At 43.0% G+C, this 17930-nt stretch carries 18 protein-coding genes; 10 read left to right on the top strand and 8 right to left on the bottom strand.

Annotated elements, in window-relative coordinates:
* Nucleotides 1-14 precede the first annotated feature (14 nt).
* A complete protein-coding gene (locus KT990_RS13035) occupies nucleotides 15-629 on the top strand; it encodes an OB-fold-containig protein (protein ID WP_218208898.1) in 615 nt (204 codons plus the stop codon).
* A 65-nt stretch (nucleotides 630-694) separates the two neighbouring features.
* On the opposite strand, the gene KT990_RS13040 is transcribed toward KT990_RS13035, so the two are convergent.
* Nucleotides 695-1375: a YidB family protein gene (locus KT990_RS13040; RefSeq protein WP_180085318.1), complete on the bottom strand. Its 681-nt coding sequence runs from the start codon at nucleotides 1373-1375 to the stop codon at nucleotides 695-697.
* 98 nt (nucleotides 1376-1473) lie between these two features.
* The gene (locus KT990_RS13045) at nucleotides 1474-1944 is read right to left on the bottom strand and encodes a DUF6231 family protein (protein WP_074382836.1); all 471 of its coding nucleotides are present in this window, start codon (nucleotides 1942-1944) and stop codon (nucleotides 1474-1476) included.
* 34 nt (nucleotides 1945-1978) lie between these two features.
* Here KT990_RS13045 and KT990_RS13050 point away from each other — a divergent pair, with 34 nt between their 5' ends.
* Entirely contained in the window at nucleotides 1979-2848 is an 870-nt protein-coding gene (locus KT990_RS13050; protein ID WP_218208899.1) for a DUF2797 domain-containing protein, read from the top strand.
* Between the two features lie 63 nt (nucleotides 2849-2911).
* Here KT990_RS13050 and KT990_RS13055 read toward each other — a convergent pair whose 3' ends face one another.
* From KT990_RS13055 to KT990_RS13065, 3 genes are all read right to left on the bottom strand, one after another.
* Nucleotides 2912-4777, bottom strand: coding sequence for a SurA N-terminal domain-containing protein (locus KT990_RS13055; RefSeq protein ID WP_074382837.1), 1866 nt, complete (start codon nucleotides 4775-4777; stop codon nucleotides 2912-2914).
* 130 nt (nucleotides 4778-4907) lie between these two features.
* Nucleotides 4908-5180: an HU family DNA-binding protein gene (locus KT990_RS13060; RefSeq protein WP_004786051.1), complete on the bottom strand. Its 273-nt coding sequence runs from the start codon at nucleotides 5178-5180 to the stop codon at nucleotides 4908-4910.
* 157 nt (nucleotides 5181-5337) lie between these two features.
* Nucleotides 5338-5817: a phasin family protein gene (locus KT990_RS13065; RefSeq protein WP_218208900.1), complete on the bottom strand. Its 480-nt coding sequence runs from the start codon at nucleotides 5815-5817 to the stop codon at nucleotides 5338-5340.
* Between the two features lie 203 nt (nucleotides 5818-6020).
* Here KT990_RS13065 and KT990_RS13070 point away from each other — a divergent pair, with 203 nt between their 5' ends.
* The 8 genes from KT990_RS13070 to fdx all read left to right on the top strand — a co-directional run bounded on the left by KT990_RS13070 (nucleotide 6021) and on the right by fdx (nucleotide 12192).
* Nucleotides 6021-6671, top strand: coding sequence for a hypothetical protein (locus KT990_RS13070; protein WP_005171121.1), 651 nt, complete (start codon nucleotides 6021-6023; stop codon nucleotides 6669-6671).
* A 112-nt stretch (nucleotides 6672-6783) separates the two neighbouring features.
* Nucleotides 6784-7257 (top strand): Rrf2 family transcriptional regulator, encoded by a 474-nt coding sequence (locus KT990_RS13075; protein ID WP_005096769.1) that lies wholly within the window; start codon nucleotides 6784-6786, stop codon nucleotides 7255-7257.
* A 1-nt stretch (nucleotide 7258) separates the two neighbouring features.
* Nucleotides 7259-8476 (top strand): IscS subfamily cysteine desulfurase, encoded by a 1218-nt coding sequence (locus KT990_RS13080; protein ID WP_005171123.1) that lies wholly within the window; start codon nucleotides 7259-7261, stop codon nucleotides 8474-8476.
* Between the two features lie 107 nt (nucleotides 8477-8583).
* A complete protein-coding gene (gene iscU / locus KT990_RS13085; protein ID WP_005171124.1) occupies nucleotides 8584-8970 on the top strand; it encodes a Fe-S cluster assembly scaffold IscU in 387 nt (128 codons plus the stop codon).
* 34 nt (nucleotides 8971-9004) lie between these two features.
* Nucleotides 9005-9325: an iron-sulfur cluster assembly protein IscA gene (gene iscA, locus KT990_RS13090; RefSeq protein ID WP_005096766.1), complete on the top strand. Its 321-nt coding sequence runs from the start codon at nucleotides 9005-9007 to the stop codon at nucleotides 9323-9325.
* A 103-nt stretch (nucleotides 9326-9428) separates the two neighbouring features.
* Nucleotides 9429-9944 (top strand): Fe-S protein assembly co-chaperone HscB, encoded by a 516-nt coding sequence (gene hscB / locus KT990_RS13095; RefSeq protein ID WP_005096765.1) that lies wholly within the window; start codon nucleotides 9429-9431, stop codon nucleotides 9942-9944.
* A 34-nt stretch (nucleotides 9945-9978) separates the two neighbouring features.
* On the top strand, nucleotides 9979-11838 hold the full coding sequence (hscA, locus tag KT990_RS13100) for a Fe-S protein assembly chaperone HscA (protein ID WP_218208901.1): 1860 nt from the start codon (nucleotides 9979-9981) through the stop codon (nucleotides 11836-11838).
* Nucleotides 11839-11853: 15 nt separating this feature from the next.
* Complete coding sequence (gene fdx, locus KT990_RS13105) at nucleotides 11854-12192, top strand: ISC system 2Fe-2S type ferredoxin (protein ID WP_005171126.1); 339 nt, start codon at nucleotides 11854-11856, stop codon at nucleotides 12190-12192.
* A gap of 66 nt (nucleotides 12193-12258) precedes the next feature.
* Here fdx and KT990_RS13110 read toward each other — a convergent pair whose 3' ends face one another.
* The 3 genes from KT990_RS13110 to mfd form a co-directional block, all read right to left on the bottom strand.
* On the bottom strand, nucleotides 12259-13749 hold the full coding sequence (locus KT990_RS13110) for an adenylate/guanylate cyclase domain-containing protein (RefSeq protein ID WP_005171127.1): 1491 nt from the start codon (nucleotides 13747-13749) through the stop codon (nucleotides 12259-12261).
* 56 nt (nucleotides 13750-13805) lie between these two features.
* Nucleotides 13806-14240 carry an HIT domain-containing protein gene (locus tag KT990_RS13115; RefSeq protein ID WP_004646760.1) on the bottom strand — a complete coding sequence of 145 codons (435 nt, stop codon included), beginning with the start codon at nucleotides 14238-14240 and terminating at the stop codon, nucleotides 13806-13808.
* A gap of 229 nt (nucleotides 14241-14469) precedes the next feature.
* Complete coding sequence (mfd, locus tag KT990_RS13120; RefSeq protein WP_218208902.1) at nucleotides 14470-17928, bottom strand: transcription-repair coupling factor; 3459 nt, start codon at nucleotides 17926-17928, stop codon at nucleotides 14470-14472.
* Nucleotides 17929-17930: the final 2 nt, after the last annotated feature.

Genomic DNA, 17930 nt, shown 5'->3' on the forward strand with positions numbered 1-17930 from the left:
AAACGGACTTCACCATGCCTGCATTTTTTCTAGACTATAATCTGATACCTTTTCATCTCAGTTTATTGGCGATTATTTTATTCGGCGTGGTGAAAACCATTGGTTTCTATTTTGGACTCAGATCCAGCAAATTTTTGCAAAAAATTTCACCTTATAATTTTCAACAATTAGACCTGTTGAATGTCAAATTCTCCAAAACCCTAATTGTATTTTTCTTTCTGATGAATTTCAGCTTTGCTGGCTATGTTTTACAATTCCTGATCTATTCTCAGGAGTTTGAGTTTCTGCCCGCTTATTATCTGATTATTCCAGCTTTAATTATTGCCACTTTTTTTACGATTTTCATGATTCATTGCCTGGATCAGGTCATTCCACCCAAATATAAAAAGAATAATGTCAATTTGCTCGGCCGTCTGGCAACGATTTCAAGTGGCAATGCCCGCCCTGGATTTTCTGCTCAAGCGCGGGTTCGAGATGAATATGGGCAACTGCATTATGTACAGGTAGAACCGGAATTTGGTGAACTGGGTTTTCAATCGCAAATTATTTTAATTCGTACCCGAAAATCTCATTATATTGCCAAAAAAATCTGCGACTCTAACCAGCTGTTTAGCCTGAACCTAGATTAGCGATTTTAAAGTCTGCATAGCATTAAAAAATCCCGACTCAAATCGGGATTTTTTAATGATGGAATTTATTTTTTGAGAAGCCCTGAGACCATATTCAAGACATTTTGAATATCATTATTGGCTTCCTGCTTACTGGTCTGTTCACCCTGTGGCGTAAGTGAGTCAATAATCTGCGGCAAAACTTGTGAAATTGCACTATACACATCCTGTTTAGGCGCATGAGTTTGCTGTGCAACTTCTTCAATTTCCTGATCATCAAACAGATTTTGTACCTGCTGCGGATCAACATTGGCATTTTCACCCGGGCCAGTCGACACCCAGTCATCAACCTGACTATTCAACCCCTGTCCTTTAAGCTTATCCAATGCACCCTGTAAACCACCCTGTTTTTGAATCCAGGTCAGTACCAGAGGTAGCACCGCAATCAATAAGGTTTTGCCAGTCGAACCTCCTCCCAATCCTGAACGGGATTGAGCAGTACTTTGACGATTTGCCCCACCTAACTGACTGAGAACTGAACCTAAAATTGCACCTAAACCATTTTGTCGGGTCTGCTGGCCGGCTTGATTCTGCTGATTCTGACTGTGTTGACTCTGATCTTGTTGAGTCTGAGATTTATTCAAATGACCCAATACCGATCCCAGGATATCTGCCAGACCACCCTGCTGTGAAGATCGCTTTTGAGACTGCCCGCCACCCAATGCCTGCTTGGCCAATATTTCCACGATATTACTCAGATTCGTCATGCTCTATATCCTGTATGCATCATAGTTACAGAATACGGTCTGTCCTCATATTGTCTAGGCAGGATTGTGTTAATATTTGCAATTAAGCAGGCATAGGCTTACCAGCGAAATTTATCCCAGTTTTCCGGATTGGCCCAGAACTTGGAATTAAACCAGTCGGGCACATGCTTATAGGTTAAAATATTAAACTGCCACAGCGCAAAATCCGCCCCGTGCGTGGTCTTGTCAATCAGCTGGGTAAATCCCAAAGCTCTCAATAGTTTTTCATCTTGCAGCCGACTGATCACCACCAGACGTTTAGCAAATAAATCACGCAATTTCACCAAGATTTGACTCATGATCTGTTCAGACAAGTTTTCGGTTTCTATCGTATCCAGCATTACCACAGCCAGGTCATAACGCTGCTGAAAAGGCAGATTTAAAAAGCCAGATACGCTAAAATAGTGCCATTGAATAGATGGCTGAAACTGGACTTGCCTTAAGTCCTGCCCAATACAAATAGCAGTATGAATTGGCTGTTCCTGTGCGAAATCGTCTAGCATTGAAGTAATGACATTCTGCTCAGCCATAACTGCATCCTTATGATTTAAGTGAGTAATCTTTATGGAACTTCAGGGCATTTGCCATAAAATGCATGTCGGCCTCAAAGACCTTAGTGTAACTGATCAACAGATACAGCGGGCAAATGTTGAGTATAAATTAATTCTGGATCGTGCAGAAATCGATCTTCCATTTAATTTGGGCCAAGACATCGAGATTGAATGGACAGGGAAAATTTATTGCGTATCTTGTGGCAATAAAACCTCAAAATCTTTCTCGCAAGGTCACTGTTTTAAATGTTTTAAGACCAATGCTTCATGTGATATGTGCATCATGAAGCCAGAAACCTGTCATTATCATTTAGGCACTTGCCGCGAAGATGAATTTGCCCAGAATGTCTGCTTTCAACCGCATATTGTCTATCTAGCCAATTCCAGTGCATTAAAGGTCGGGATTACCCGTACCAGCCAAATGCCGACCCGCTGGCTGGATCAGGGCGCAACCCAAGCCCTGCCGATTATGAAAGTTGGCTCACGTCGCCTCTCTGGCAAATTGGAAGTCATGTTTGGTACGCAGGTCGCAGACAAAACAGACTGGCGCAAGCTGCTCAAAGGTGAAGCAGAACCACTGAATCTGATTGAAATCCGTGAACAGCTGTTAGAAGAATTTGCACCTAAAATTCAAAGCATTCGTGAAGAATTTAATCAGAATCTTGAGTTTAATGAAAATATTGAAGTGCTTGAAGATGAACTGCCACGTGAGTTTATTTATCCGGTCGAGCAATATCCAGAAAAGATTAAATCACATAATCTGGATAAAACTCCGGTGATTCGTGGCAAATTACAGGGTATTAAAGGTCAGTATTTAATTCTGGATACCGGTGTAATCAATATGCGTAAATATACCGGTTATGAACTGATTATTCGTGCTTAAACCCTCATTTGGCTAGAGCATAAAAAACCAGCCCGCAGGCTGGTTTTTTTATTCAAGATCGTCTTATTTGATTTTTGCCTGAGATTTCAGGTAGCGCGTATAGTCATCAAATTCTTGCTGACCACGAAGTTGCTGATACAACTTCACCAACTCACTACGTTGCTCTGCACTCAATACATCCACCGGGTTTTTCTTTACTTCTGATACCGCAACCACGACCAGCTCATTTGGCATTTTCGCTGTGGTCACTGACCAATGGCCTGCTTTTGGTGTCGGAAGACTAAAAGCGGCACGTTGTACATCACGTTTTAGCAAACCTTCAGCACGGGTATACACGCCAGCATCTTCAAAAATCAAAGCACCTTTGGCGACTGATGCAGCAGGTTTGGTTTTGAACTCATCCAGAGCTTTCTGAATTTTTGCTTTTGCCAAAGCAGCGGCTTTGTCTTCAATCAGTTGAGCCTGAACACGCGGTTTCGCTTCTGCCAGTGTTTGTTCACCAGCTGCATGATAGTCACGCACCTTGATCCAGGCCACATCACCATTGGCCAACTGAATGCTTGATGAAGCATTACGATCACCATTTTTGACATCATCATTAAACAGTTTGACTTTAAGGTTGGCATCGCTCAACACTGGGTCACGGGTTGAAAGTTTTACTCCTTGGGCTTTCTGAACCTGCACGCCTTTCACTTCTTGTGTAACAACCTCCAGAGAATCACTTCCCACCACCATATCATTCAAGCTATTCACCGTATCGGAGAATGCATTGGATTTTTTAGCAGCCAAAACCTCTTCAGATAAACGTGCTTTTTGTGACTCAAAAGATGGCACAGCCACATCAGGTGATTGCACAGAAATAATATGATAGCCATAATCTGTTTTCACAGGAGCAGAGACCTGACCTGATTTTAAAGAGCTAACAGTCTGGTCAAATGTGCTACCAAATACGCCAGTTTCATAGACTGCAATTGCTCCGCCTTTAGACTTGGATTCAGGATCTTCAGAATATTGTGCTGCAGCCTGTGCAAAAGTGTTACCGGCTTTAATTTTCGCTGCCACTTCTGCAGCCAGTTTTTGTGCTTCAGCATCACTACGACTGTCCGCCGTAATCAAAATATGCTTCACCTCTGGTTTAACTGCCTGTTTTTGTGTCGCAACAAAGGCTGTATACGCTTCCTGAAGTTCAGCATCTGTCACTGCCAAACCCTGTGCTTGAATATCACTTGGCTTCAACACCACATAGTCTACATCTACACTGGTCGGCTGTGTAAACGATGCCTTGTGCTGTTCATAATAGGCAGCGACTTCAGCATCGCTGACTTTGACATCTTGTTTATAACTGTCCAGATTAATACTGGAAATATGAATATGACGTTGTTCAGTCTGTAAATCGGCAATTTGCTGCATTTCGACCGGACTCACCAGTGGATAGTCCAGGAATGTCGAAGACAGCATTTTCAGCGCATGATCTTTACGCAAACTTTCGACTAAAGCACGATTGGTCATGCCAATTGATTTAAGATAGTTCTCATATAAAGCATCAGAGAACTTACCATCTTGCTGGAAAGTCGGCTGCTGGGCAATCATCTGTACAATTTGCTGGTCACTCAGGCTGATGCCTAATTCTTCTGCCTGTTGTAGCAATAAGGTACGTGAAACCAAAGTATCCATGGCTTTCTGGTCAATGAAGCTTTGATTCAGCAAGGTTTCATCGCCATTGGCATAACTGAGATATTGTTCTTTAAATGATTTCGTCAGTGACTCTAATTCTTTTTGAGATATTTCAGTTCCGTTCACGGATTTTGCCGCATCAGAGCTCCCGCCGCTAAAATATCCTTCAATACCTACAAGCGCTAACGGGGTCAAAAACAGAACGAGTAAAACTTTACCCAACCAACCCTTAATAACTTTACGAAAAGCTTCCATAAGTATTCCAATATTTTATTTGCAAAGGATTTTAACCGAAAATACCCATTGAATGAATGTGTTAATCATCACAATTTATTTTATCAATAAAAAACGCGCCAAAGAAGGCGCGTTTCATCGCTGGGTAAGCTTAAGCTACAGCGTCTTTTAAGCCTTTACCCGCTTTGAAGCTAGGCACTTTGCTTGCTTTGATCTCAAGAGTAGCGCCAGTCTGTGGGTTACGGCCAGTACGTGCAGCACGTTCTTTTACACCGAAAGTACCAAAACCGACCAAAGTAACTGTATCACCCGCTTTTAAAGCTTCAGTAACAGAAGCAATTGTAGCATCTAAAGCTTTACCTGCGTCAGCCTTAGATAATCCCCCTTTCTCTGCAATTGCATCAATTAATTCTGATTTATTCATGAAGATTACGTCCTCTTAATATCGTTTATTTAAGGTTCAAGAATTTGTTTAACATGCCATAACGCCTTTATAGCAATGCTTTAGGTATAAACGCAATACTTAAGAACCTCTTTTTTTTCAAAAAATATGCGAAAAAAACATTGAATAATAAATAAAGTCATTTTATTTGTGTTTTTTTCGACAATTCTTCCTGCATTTTTTCTTGTTCCGCAGTCAACTGATCAACTTTGGCATGTAACTGAAGGATTAAACGTTCCAAATGTTGTACATCCTTGAGTGTGACTAATCCTATACGATTCAATGAGTGATGAACAGAGTTGTCGATCAGCTTTTCTACTTTATCTTTGGTCTCTGTGACCGACTCTTTGGCCTTTCCTGAGACCTTTTCTACAGTTTGATCTGCAATATCTGCAGTTTTAGACTCCAGTTCTTCTCCAACCTTGACCAGTGAGTCAAACAGTTTATTGCCTTCTTCTTCGGCACGTGAAAATGCTCCCAGTCCAGCCAGCCAGATCTGTTTGGTATATTTACGAAAATCAAGAGCCGATTTGCGCTCCGAGGCAGATTTGGACTTGGCTTTCACTGTTTTCTGGTTTAAAGCTTCAGCTGAGTCTTGTGCTGTTTTTGACTTGTCCATGTGCACGGCTCCTGTTTGTTTTCTGCGCAATTATTATAAATTATTCTACAAAATCACTGCATAATAGCAAATTTAGTACTTGATAGATTTGCTAAACTGTTCTACAAAGCAATTTATTTCAAGTCTAATTTGATTTAACCCTGAAATCTCTTCACAGGCAGGAAGCTTTTTCACTTTATATTTCAGGTAAGGATTGGTTGTATATGAGCGAATCGCAACAAAGTCAAAATCAACCGCATTTGTTGCTTACGATGACGTTAATTGTTTTAGAAACAATATTTACCTTCATTCTCAAGCATGATCGTGTCGTTGCATTACAAGCCAAGAAGTTTGTAGATGAAAATATCTCGATTAAAATCAATAGCTATATTCCATATTTCGACTTTTATGTGCAATTCACCACAAATGGTCTTTTATTTGACCATAAAGCACCGGGTCGCATTGTAGATCTGGATGTGCGTACCACACTTCCCGATCTGATCAAAATTTTTATTTTTGGCAATCGTCGTAGCATTCGTAGTATGCGCATTGATGGTCATCAGGTTTTGAAAGACGAATTTCGTGATTTATTAACCGTATTCAGCTTGCCAAAAGTATTAGCCGACTGGAAACACTGGCTGTCTGAAACACCCACTGATGAAACGGAAATTATTGCGTCCAAAAAGCGTATAGCACCACTCTTAAAGAAAATTGAAGAGCAGCGTTCCAAGATCAATACCTTGCAGGTAGAAGTCAAACAGTATAAAAACCGCCTGAAACGGATCGAACGCCGTCAAAAGCGCATTAATATTGTTTTTGGCCTGAGTAGCATACTTTTGATTACGTTATTAGTGTATAATTGGCTCAGTATCTAAATCTTTCATTATGAAAAAATTAAATCCCACTAAGGTCTACTAAAAATAACTTGACTAATTTAGTCGGGATTCTTAAAATCGACACATCTAGTCTAACCATGTGTATCGAATCATGCGCCTAACCACTCGCGGTCGCTACGCTGTGACTGCTCTACTTGATCTAGCTTTGCAGCCTTCTGAAAAAACGATTACGCTCGCCGAAATTGCGGCACGTCAAACTATTTCTGTTGCCTATCTTGAGCAGTTATTTGCGAAACTCAAGCGCCATGGCTTAGTTTCAAGTGTTCGTGGAGCAAATGGTGGATACCATTTAGCACGTAATGCAGATGAAATTACTGTGTTAGCAATTATCGAAGCTGTAAACGAAACAGTTGATGCGACTCGCTGTGACCATAAAGGCAACTGCCAGAATGGTGCGATGTGCTTGACTCATGATTTATGGCAGGAACTCTCCCACCACATTGCCGATTATTTAGCAAAAATCTCGCTTGCTGATCTGGTTGCACGTGACAATGTACAAACAGTGTCATTACGCCAAAATTCAGCACCCTTTGATTCAGCCCTTTTATCGGTTACAGGTATTTGACATGAAACGTCCGATTTATCTTGATTATGCAGCTACGACTCCGGTAGATCCTCAGGTTGCTGAACGTATGATGGAATGTTTAACATTCGAAGGTACCTTCGGTAATGCTGCATCTCGTTCACATGCTTATGGCTGGCAAGCAGAAGAAAAAGTTGAATATGCACGTGAACAGGTCGCTAATTTAATTAAAGCTGATCCACGTGAAATCGTATGGACTTCAGGTGCAACCGAATCAGATAACCTTGCGCTTAAAGGTGTGGCTCATTTCTATGCATCGAAAGGTAAACATATCATTACCTCTAAAATCGAACACAAGGCAATTTTAGATACGTGCCGTGAGTTAGAGTCTGAAGGTTTTGAGATTACCTATATTGAACCACAGCCGCAAACCGGTTTAATTACTCCGGAAATGGTTCAAGCAGAAATTCGTCCAGATACGATTCTGGTTTCACTGATGATGGTGAACAACGAAATCGGTACGGTTACTGATGTTGCAGCGATTGGTGAAATCACTCGTGCCAACAAAATTTTCTTCCATGTCGATGCAGCACAAGCGGCAGGTAAAGTTGAAATTGATCTTTCAACTTTAAAAGTAGACCTGATGAGCTTCTCTGCGCACAAGATCTACGGCCCCAAAGGTATTGGTGCCCTGTTTGTACGTCGTAGCCCACGTGTACGCCTTAAAGCTGAAATGCATGGTGGCGGTCATGAACGTGGTATGCGTTCAGGTACGCTGGCAACGCATCAAATCGTGGGGATGGGTGAAGCATTCGAACTTGCAGGCAAGAATCTGGAAGCTGAACAAACCCGCTTACGTGTACTTCGCGACAAGCTTTGGAATGGCGTACAAGACCTTGAACAGGTGTTCTTGAATGGTCATCCTACACAAAACGTAGCGAACTACTTGAATATCAGCTTCAACTTTGTTGAAGGTGAATCACTGATGATGGCCTTGAAAGATGCTGCGGTATCTTCAGGTTCAGCATGTACCTCTGCAACACTGGAACCCTCTTATGTACTTCGTGCATTGGGTCTTTCAGACGAGCTTGCACACAGTTCGATCCGCTTCAGCTTTGGTAAATACACCACTGAAGAAGATATCGACCATGTATTGAGTATCACTAAAGCTGCTGTTGAGAAGTTACGTGAACTTTCTCCGCTTTGGGATATGTTTAAAGAAGGTATCGACCTTTCTAAAGTTGAATGGGCTGAACATTAATCTTCATCCTGAGATAGTGACCAATCGGTTGCTATCTCATTGAGAAAAGTTTTTTAACCCCCATATTTAATAATACTAAGGCTGACCCCGAGGTTTGGAGAAGCAACATGGCTTATAGCGAAAAAGTAATTGATCATTACGAAAACCCTCGTAATGTTGGCGTTTTAGATAAAAATGCTGAAAACGTTGGTACGGGTATGGTTGGTGCACCCGCATGTGGTGACGTGATGCGTTTACAGATTCAAGTCAACGATGCAGGCGTGATTGAAGAAGCACGTTTTAAAACTTATGGTTGTGGTTCAGCAATCGCATCAAGTTCTTTGGTGACTGAATGGCTTAAAGGTAAAACTTTGGATCAAGCTCAAGCAATCAAGAATATCGATATTGCAACTGAACTGGCACTTCCACCAGTAAAAGTACACTGCTCTGTTCTTGCAGAAGATGCAATCAAAGCAGCTGTAGAAGACTACCGTAACAAGAAAGTTAAAGCTTAATTGTTCCACGTTTTTAAATTTTAACGGAGTTTTCATGATCCATTTAACTGAAAATGCTGCAACTCATATCAGCAATTATTTAAAAAATCGCGGTAAGGGTGAAGGCATTCGCGTTGGTGTGAAAACTTCAGGCTGTTCTGGTCTGGCTTATGTACTCGAGTTCGTTGACGAAGTCGATACACATGACCAAGCATTTGAGCAGTTTGGGGTTAAAGTATTCATTGATCCGAAAAGTCTGGTTTATCTTGAAGGTATGGAGATGGACTATGTTAAAAACGGCTTGAACGAAGGCTTTGAATTTAACAACCCCAACAAAAAAGGCGAATGCGGTTGTGGTGAATCCTTCACTGTATAAACCCGGCAGTTATTCTCTTTTGACATTAAAACAGTGTGTTTCACACTGTTTTAATTGCATTTATACAGTTATTTTTGCACATTAATCGCGGACCCCATCTCCCATGAATCATTTTGAGCTGTTCAATCTTCCAGTAGCACTCGATATTGATTTGGCAACTTTAAAAACTGAATTTTTAAAGTTACAGCAACAATATCATCCCGATAAAGCTGAAGACAAAGATCAGGCCCTGATTAAATCAAGTGATATCAATCAGGCTTTTAAAGTTTTGTCAGCGGTCGATAGCCGTGCAGCGTATTTATTATCCCTCAAGAAACAGGATTATCACTTAGATCAATCGATCAGTGATTTTGAATTCTTGCAGGACGCTCTGGAAATTCGTGAACAACTCGACGATGCCACCTCTGCTGAAGATTTAACTTCACTGAAAGTTGAAGTACAGCAATGGATTGACGGTCTGGTTCGTGAGTTTAAAATTGACTATACCGATGAAGACTGGGCTGAAGCACGCGATACAGTGCGTAAACTACGCTTCTTTGTTAAAGTCATGGCAGATATCGACAAGGCGGAAGACCGCTTCCTGGACGATGACAGCTTTGACCTTGATGATGATTTCTAATTTTTAATATTTAACGTGCAAAGGATGTAACACTATGGCTCTCTTGCAAATTGCAGAACCAGGTCAATCAAGTGCACCACATGAACACCGCATTGCGATTGGTATCGATTTAGGCACCACCCACTCTTTGGTTGCCACGGTTCTTTCAGGTAAAGCCAAAGTGCTGAATGACGAACAAGGTCGTGTGCTACTTCCTTCTATCGTGCATTATGCAGAACAGCAGACTCAATATGGTAATGAAGCCGCGCCTTTTATTACCAGCGATCCTAAAAATACCATCGTTTCAGTCAAGCGTTTCATGGGGCGCTCTCAAGCGGATATCAAATTCCAGCATCCTTATGCCTTGGTCGGCGAAGCGAATGAAATGCCGGCTTTTGAAACCGCACAAGGTCGTAAAACTCCGGTTGAAATTTCTGCAGAAATTTTAAAGCAGCTCAAAGATCGTGCTGAAGCAAGTCTGAAAAATCCGGTGAATGGTGCAGTGATTACCGTTCCAGCGTATTTTGATGAAGCACAGCGTCAGGCAACCCGAGATGCTGCCCAGCTTGCCGGTTTGAATGTTTTACGTTTATTGAATGAGCCAACCGCTGCTGCTGTGGCTTATGGCCTCGATCAGGAAAGCAACTTGAGTACAGATCGCAACTATGTGATTTATGACTTGGGTGGCGGTACTTTCGACGTTTCGATTTTGCGTTTTTCGCAAGGCGTGTTTGAAGTGCTTGCGACTGGTGGCCACACTGCCCTCGGTGGTGATGACCTGGACCGTTTAATTTTGAAATGGGCCAAGAAACAGCTAAACATCGAAACTTTAGATGATGCTGAATATGCACATTTTATTGTGGCAGCGCGTAAGGCCAAAGAAGCACTTTCAGATGCTGAAACCGTTCAGATTCAATTACTCGATCAAGTATTAACCCTTGACCGTTCAACCTTTGAAGAAATCATTAAAGTTGCTTTGGACAAAACCATCAGCGTATGTAAACGTGTGATGCGTGATGCCAAGCTTGAACTGGATGACATTCAAAATGTGGTTCTGGTGGGTGGCTCAACCCGTTCTTATGCCGTACAAAAAGCAGTTGGTGACGTATTTAGCCAAGAACCGCTGTGCACGATTAACCCGGATGAAGTGGTTGCCATTGGCGCATCGATTACGGCAAACCAACTGATTGGCAACTCGACTGATGGTTCCTTATTACTGGATGTTACCCCACTGTCTTTAGGTTTAGAAACCATGGGCGGACTGGTGGAACGTCTGATTTCACGTAATACTGCCATTCCTGTAGCACGTCGTCAGGAATTTACTACCTATCAAGATGGCCAGACTGCCATGTTGATCCATGTAGTTCAAGGTGAACGTGATCTGGTTGAACATTGTCGTAGTCTGGGTCGTTTTGTCTTGCATGGCATTCCACCAATGACAGCCGGTCAGGCACGTATCGAAGTAACTTTCCAGGTCGATGCTGATGGTTTGTTGACGGTATCTGCCAAAGAAACAACATCTGGCGTGCATGCGCAAATTGATATTAAGCCATCTTATGGCTTATCTGGTGAAGATACCGAGCGCCTGTTGCTTGACGGTTATAAATTTGCCGAGGAAGATAAAAATCTGCGTCATTTGAATGAAACCAAAGTTGAAGCCCAGCGTGAGCTGGAAGCACTGGTTCAGGCACTAAAAGTAGATGCCGCTCTGTTGACTGAAGAGCAACTGGCAGCACTGCAAACTGCACAGGCACAACTTGAAACCGAGCTTCAAGGTTCAGACATCAAAGCGATTGAATCTGCAGTTGAACAGCTTAAAATACATAGTGATGCTTTTGCAGCAGCACGTATGAACCAACATATTGATGCCGCTCTTAAGGGCACTAAACTCGACGACTGGTCAAACTCAAACTAATTTAAGGTAACGACTATGCCACGTATTAAAGTTCTTCCACATGCGCAGATTTGCCCCGAAGGTGCTGAGTTTGAAGTCGAACACAATGCCAACCTGTGCGAAAGCCTGCTCAAAAATGGCATTAAAATCGAACATGCCTGCGATATGTCAGCTGCATGTACAACGTGCCACGTTGTGGTACGTCAAGGCTTCGATAGCCTCGAAGAAATGGATGATGTAGAAGCAGATTTACTGGATCGCGCTTGGGGTCTGGAACCTGATTCGCGTCTTTCTTGTCAGGTCACACTGGTCGATGAAGATCTGGAAATTGAAATTCCAAAATACACCATCAATCACGCTTCGGAAAATCATTAAGATTTTTCTTGAAAGATCATATAAAAAACCACGCTTAGACGTGGTTTTTTATATTTATGAGAATGATTAAATTACTTTGGAGTCTTTGAGTGATTCAAATTCGTCTTGTGGCTGGAGATGCTCAATCACTTCATCTTCAAGTTTAAGCTTGACGATGCCTTGAGAGTTGGTCAATTTCTGCTGAGTTTCAATGCGTTTAATCATTTTTTCCAGTACATGAATCAATTCTGGATATTCAAAGTTTTGTACTTCGTCCAGATTGAGCAGTAAATGAAAGCCTTTATATTCATAGTCGAACCAACGTTGATACTCAACTTTCTGCGATGCATATTTTTCCATTAGCTGCCAAGTTCTTACCGGTGCTTTAATGCCTTTCAAGAAAATTGGTTTCTTCGGCGCACATAAATAATCATTTTTGATCAGATTATGAGTATCTTCTGAAATCAGGATTTCATCCACTTCAGCTGCGCTCTGTAAGCGCGCTGCCAGATTGGCATCCCGTCCTACAATGGTATAGGCCATCCGATGCGTCGCACCATAATTCCCGACGTGGCAATAACCGGTCGAAATACCCATACGGATATGCAGTGGCGGATAACCCATTTTAATCCAACGCTCACGCAGCAGTTTCATTTGCTGACGCATGGCAATCGCCATTTCCATACAGTTCTTGGCATCCTGCTCTACGCCTTCAGAGTTTGGATCACCAAAGAAAATCAGGATGGCATCACCCATAAATTTATCGACAGTCGCTTCATAATTTTTGGCGATTTCGGTCATATGCCGCAAATAATCATTGAGCAAGAATGCTAAATCATCTGGAATAAGCGTTTCAGACAGTTCTGTAAAGCCTTGAATATCCGAGAAGAAAATTGTTAACTTTTTACGTTTATATTCAATTTTCGCTTCAGATTCACCTTTCATGATGGATTGCCACAACTGCACAGGCGCATAACGACTCAGCTGATTGGCAAATTCCATATAACGGTTCATCTGTTCAAAATAATGATTTTTCTTCTGGGTCATATACTGCACACGACCACTCTGATAAAAACTTCCGACACCAAAATAGGTAATCAGGCAGATGAAGCCTAAAACCGTTAGTTCACTGCTTGTCGGTTCAAAATAAGTCCCAAAACCAAAGACCAGAATATTGGCCAGATAAAAAACGGTGATCCCGACCAGACTGGCCAGAGAAGCCATCATCAATGAAATTTTATTACTGATCGCGGTATAGAGTATTGCCACCAAACCCAGCAAGGACAATACCAAATCCAGCTGTACTGCGGCTAAAACCACTACAATAACAATAACATCAATCAGAAAAAGAACATTGCGCCGAATACGATAATCATGGCGATAGATCAACCAGCGCGACAGTTTCGAGCTAATCAATAAAATCAGGAATAAAAACACAGGAACAAAGAGCTGATACTGAGTATCCGGTTCAGTGTAATGAAAGACGACCAAAACCAGAGACAGCATGATATAGCCCATCAAGCGATGAAAATATTCAAACTGTTGTGGTTCTTTTTGAATCCAGTCGTCTAATTGCATTCAGTCACTCCCTGAAATCCGCAATCGTTCATAGATCTCGGAATACTTGGGGCTAATCAGTCCATACGCCAGTCAAATGGCATATCGCCTTGACCACGTAGCGCCAGCATGAGTGTTTGACGCATATGTGCTAATACTTCACTGCTATAAGGAACAGCTGGTGTACCCCAAACAGGCTTCGGCCATGCTACATCGTTCTGATAACGAACCACATGATGAAAATGCAATTGCGGAACCATATTGCCCAATGCCGCGACATTCATTTTATCCGCACGGAAAACACGTGCCAGCTGGCTTGATAACCAGCTTGATTCACGTAAAAACTGCTCTTGGTCAGCTTGGCTCAATTCATATAATTCAGAGACACCCGGCACACGTGGAATCAGGATCAGCCAGGGAAATTGCATATCATTCATCAAACGACATGTTGACAAAGGAAAGTCGCCTACAAAAAAAGTATCTTGAGCAAGTTGTGGATGCAAACTAAACATATCTTTATAAATGATGCAAAATTAGAATGATGGCTAATACTAACATATCCAACCGAAGCTGAATATTGAAAGCAATGGGTTTAAAGACAAATTCTCATGATTTGTTGCAAGGCGCATCACGAGAATTTGTTCGAACATTTCATTAAAAAAAGCTGGTTTATCATTCCTGAAAATTTCAATGAAAATGAAATGTATCATGAACTTTCAAACTGATTTAGTCTAAATCAAATTAGCCCACTTCTTTCAATAGACTGTCCAGCAAATCCTGAATAAACTGAATCCGCTTTTGGTAATCTTCCAGCATGACCATGACCTTAAGACGTTGCCCGCCATTCATCCGGAAATAGGTTGGATGTTTCTGCATCATCTGGATAATGGTCATGGCCTGAACCGGGGTATCTGGCGCGAATTCCACATGCCCACCTTGAGCACTAATATCAATTTTGGTGATGCCAAGCTGCTCGGCTTTGAGACGAATCTGATGCACGGCAAAGAGCTGTTTGACCGGTTGTGGCGGTATGCCAAAACGGTCGATCAATTCCATCCGAATATTGTCCAGCTTCTCCTGAGTATCAGTATTACTGATACGCTTATAGAACAACAGACGCTGATGCACATCTCCGAGATAATCATCCGGAATGAGCGCTGGCATATGCAGGGTAATTTCTGCGGTCAATGACAAGGGTGCATCGAAGTTTGGGGTTTTACCTTTTTGAATGGCTTTGGTGGCTTTTTCCAGCATTTCCATATACAGGCTATAACCAATCGCCTGCATTGAACCGCTCTGCTGTTCGCCGAGTAATTCACCTGCCCCGCGAATTTCCAGATCTTCGGTAGCCAGCATAAATCCGGCCCCCAAGGTCGAAGCACGCTGGATCGCATCCAGACGTTTTTCGGCATCGCCTTTTAAGGCTTTTAAAGACGGCACCATTAAATAGGCATAGGCCTGATGATGCGAGCGCCCGACTCGGCCACGGAGCTGATGTAATTGTGCCAGGCCCAGTTTGTCAGCACGTTCAATCAAAATGGTATTGGCATTTGGGACATCAATCCCGGTTTCAATAATAGTCGAACACACCAGAACATTGTATTCCTTGTGATAGAACTGCTGCATCACCTGCTCCAGTTCACGTTCACGCATCTGGCCATGTGCCACAATCACCCGGGCTTCCGGCACCAATGTACGAATATGCGCTGCGGCACGGTCAATCGTATCGACTTCATTGTGCAGGAAATAGACCTGACCACCACGCAACAGTTCACGCAGAATCGCTTCTTTAATGGTGTCATCGGTATGTTCTTGCACAAAGGTTTTCACCGCAAGACGGCGTGCCGGCGGTGTGGCAATAATCGATAGATCACGCATGCCACTAAAGGCCATATTTAGTGTACGCGGAATTGGAGTGGCTGTCAGGGTCAACATATCGACATCGGCACGCATGGCCTTGATCCGCTCCTTGTCACGTACTCCGAAGCGATGTTCTTCATCGACAATCATCAGGCCAAGATTTTTAAACTGGACATTTTCCTGCAAAATTTTATGCGTACCAATCACGATATCCACTTTCCCTTCGATCAGGTCGTCAATGGTCTTGCTATGTGCTTTGGAAGAACCGAAACGTGACAGCACTTCAATCCGGACCGGCCAGTCGGCAAAGCGGTCTTTGAATGAATCATAATGCTGTTGTGCCAGCAAGGTGGTTGGCACCAGAATCGCCACCTGCCGGTTATTCTGTACCGCAACAAATGCGGCACGCATCGCGACTTCCGTTTTACCAAAACCGACATCACCACAGACCAGACGATCCATCGGCTTAGCTTGTTGCATGTCATGCAGCGTGGCTTCAATCGCATTGGCCTGATCCAGCGTTTCTTCATAGGCAAAGCCACTGGCAAACTGCATATACAGACTTTGATCAATTTCAAAACTGATGCCGGGTTTAGAGACACGGCGTGCCTGAATATGCAGCAACTCGGCCGCAACATCATGAATCTGTTCCAGCGCTTTATGTTTGGCTTTATTCCATGCATCTGTCCCGAGCTTATGCAATGGTGCCAGATCCGGATCACCACCGCTATATCGGCTGATTAAATGCAGATTGGTCACCGGCACATAGACTTTGGCCGCATCGGCATAATCCAGCTGCAAGAATTCATGATCCTGATCATCAATACTTAAAGTGACCAGACCGGCATAACGCCCCACTCCATAATCGATATGCACCACAGGCGCGCCCATGGTCAGTTCAGTCAGACTGCGGATCAGAAATTCTTCTGAAACTTCCTGCTGACGTTTACGGCGGCGCTGTACCACGCGATGTTCATAGAGCTGGTTTTCAGAAATGATGCTGACACGATCGGTCAGCACCAGACCACGCTCTAATGGCGCATTGGTAATCGCAATCGCATACAGGGAGGTGATAAAGCTCTCAAAGTTATCAACCGTCGGAATATCACCCAGACTTGGTCGTAACGCATCTTTTAAGCTTTCACGGCGTCCGGCACTCTCGGCCACCAGCAGCACCGGATGATTGGCCTGATCGATATATTTTTTGACTTCAATAAATGGTTTTTCACGTTTTGGATCGACAGGCAGACGTGGTGGCAACTGGGTATCGAGGTTCAATACGCCGGCTTTTTGGTCAAAAGGCGTTTGGGCGGCAATAATACGTGCAAATTGATTCAGCTGCTCCAGAACCTGATTGGTCTGAAAGAACAGGCTGTCTGGGGGTAGGATCGGCTGATCAACATTGTGACGGCGATCTTCATAACGGCGCACCACATCTTGCCAGAATTGGGTCAAACTCTCGTCTAAAGCCCGATCTGTAATGACAATGCCATTCTTTGGTAAGTACGAAATAAGTGAGCTTTGGTCTTGCATGGCCTCAGCACTGAAAAACAGCGGTAAATAAAACTCGATTCCCGGTGAAACAATGCCCTCCATCACATCCAGATAGATCGGGTTTTTCTTTGGATTGGCAGTTGAGAAAAATTCGGCATAACGGTCACGGAAGGTGGCACGGCCTTCCTTGAGTGGAAATTCCTGTGCCGGCAATACGGTAAACTGTTGCAAACTTTGTGTGGTGCGCTGAGTTTCGGAATCGAAAAATTTCAGGCTTTCAATTTCATCATCAAACAGGTCAATCCGAATCGGTGCTTCCTGCCCCGAGGCATAAATATCCATGATACTGCCGCGTACCGCAAACTCACCCGGATCATAAACCGTATCGACCAGATGATAACCGGCCTGAATCAGCTTTTTCTTCTGTTGTTCCAGATCGAATTTCTGTCCGACGTGAATATCAAAATGTTCACCCAAAATCCATGAAGTCGGTGCGACACGCTGTGCCAAGGTTGAGGCAGAAAGTAACAGTACGCCAGTTTTTGGCATATTGGATAAAATCGCCAGACGTTCCGAGACAATATCCTGGTGCGGAGACAGGCGGTCATAAGGCAAAATTTCCCAATCTGGAAAAATCGTGGGTTTAATCCCATAAAATTCCAGTTCACTTTCCAGTTGACCCAAATGCTGGTTATTGCGTGCAATCACAATAAATAAACGCGATTGCTGCTGCACGATTTCTTTGAGCAACAATGCCGTCGAGGAACCTTGCAGATTGCCTAACCAGCGTTTCTCGCCTGCTTTGAGTTGTGGTAAATTGAGTTGGGAAATTTCTTGTTGGAACATGG

This window comes from Acinetobacter sp. F9, from assembly GCF_019195275.1.
Taxonomy (GTDB): domain Bacteria; phylum Pseudomonadota; class Gammaproteobacteria; order Pseudomonadales; family Moraxellaceae; genus Acinetobacter; species Acinetobacter pseudolwoffii.

Coding starts and splice junctions, on each gene's coding strand:
- KT990_RS13060 (WP_004786051.1), bottom strand. CDS start 5,180: ATGAATAAATCAGAATTAATTGATGCAATTGCAGAGAAAGGGGGATTA.
- KT990_RS13080 (WP_005171123.1), top strand. CDS start 7,259: ATGAAACGTCCGATTTATCTTGATTATGCAGCTACGACTCCGGTAGAT.
- hscB (WP_005096765.1), top strand. CDS start 9,429: ATGAATCATTTTGAGCTGTTCAATCTTCCAGTAGCACTCGATATTGAT.
- KT990_RS13065 (WP_218208900.1), bottom strand. CDS start 5,817: ATGGACAAGTCAAAAACAGCACAAGACTCAGCTGAAGCTTTAAACCAG.
- KT990_RS13055 (WP_074382837.1), bottom strand. CDS start 4,777: ATGGAAGCTTTTCGTAAAGTTATTAAGGGTTGGTTGGGTAAAGTTTTA.
- iscA (WP_005096766.1), top strand. CDS start 9,005: ATGATCCATTTAACTGAAAATGCTGCAACTCATATCAGCAATTATTTA.
- iscU (WP_005171124.1), top strand. CDS start 8,584: ATGGCTTATAGCGAAAAAGTAATTGATCATTACGAAAACCCTCGTAAT.
- fdx (WP_005171126.1), top strand. CDS start 11,854: ATGCCACGTATTAAAGTTCTTCCACATGCGCAGATTTGCCCCGAAGGT.
- KT990_RS13075 (WP_005096769.1), top strand. CDS start 6,784: ATGCGCCTAACCACTCGCGGTCGCTACGCTGTGACTGCTCTACTTGAT.
- KT990_RS13115 (WP_004646760.1), bottom strand. CDS start 14,240: ATGTTTAGTTTGCATCCACAACTTGCTCAAGATACTTTTTTTGTAGGC.
- KT990_RS13050 (WP_218208899.1), top strand. CDS start 1,979: ATGGAACTTCAGGGCATTTGCCATAAAATGCATGTCGGCCTCAAAGAC.
- KT990_RS13045 (WP_074382836.1), bottom strand. CDS start 1,944: ATGGCTGAGCAGAATGTCATTACTTCAATGCTAGACGATTTCGCACAG.
- mfd (WP_218208902.1), bottom strand. CDS start 17,928: ATGTTCCAACAAGAAATTTCCCAACTCAATTTACCACAACTCAAAGCA.
- KT990_RS13035 (WP_218208898.1), top strand. CDS start 15: ATGCCTGCATTTTTTCTAGACTATAATCTGATACCTTTTCATCTCAGT.
- hscA (WP_218208901.1), top strand. CDS start 9,979: ATGGCTCTCTTGCAAATTGCAGAACCAGGTCAATCAAGTGCACCACAT.
- KT990_RS13040 (WP_180085318.1), bottom strand. CDS start 1,375: ATGACGAATCTGAGTAATATCGTGGAAATATTGGCCAAGCAGGCATTG.
- KT990_RS13070 (WP_005171121.1), top strand. CDS start 6,021: ATGAGCGAATCGCAACAAAGTCAAAATCAACCGCATTTGTTGCTTACG.
- KT990_RS13110 (WP_005171127.1), bottom strand. CDS start 13,749: ATGCAATTAGACGACTGGATTCAAAAAGAACCACAACAGTTTGAATAT.